This window comes from Myroides injenensis M09-0166, from assembly GCF_000246945.1.
In the GTDB taxonomy this organism is placed as follows: Bacteria; Bacteroidota; Bacteroidia; order Flavobacteriales; family Flavobacteriaceae; genus Flavobacterium; species Flavobacterium injenense.
Window position 1 is genome coordinate 1 of sequence record NZ_BAEX01000205.1, and the last position, 214, is coordinate 214.

General features: G+C 40.2%; 1 rRNA gene. It reads right to left on the reverse strand.

What is annotated here, in order from left to right:
• Positions 1–11 precede the first annotated feature (11 nt).
• Positions 12–121: ribosomal RNA gene (gene rrf / locus RH98_RS15135) — 5S ribosomal RNA — on the reverse strand.
• Positions 122–214: the final 93 nt, after the last annotated feature.

The window sequence follows — 214 nt, forward strand, 5'->3', positions numbered from 1 at the left end:
GGATTTCAAAAGAAAGGCGGCGACATACTCTCCCACAGTTATGCAGTACCATCTGCGCTAGCGGGCTTAACTTCTCTGTTCGAAATGGGAAGAGGTGAGCCCCGCTGCAATAACCACCTTAAATCGGTTGTTACTTTACGTAACTAATATTTTTAACTATATTGAATAACTTAACTATTATATATTTTTAGAAAGTTGCCCTCCCTCTGAGCAA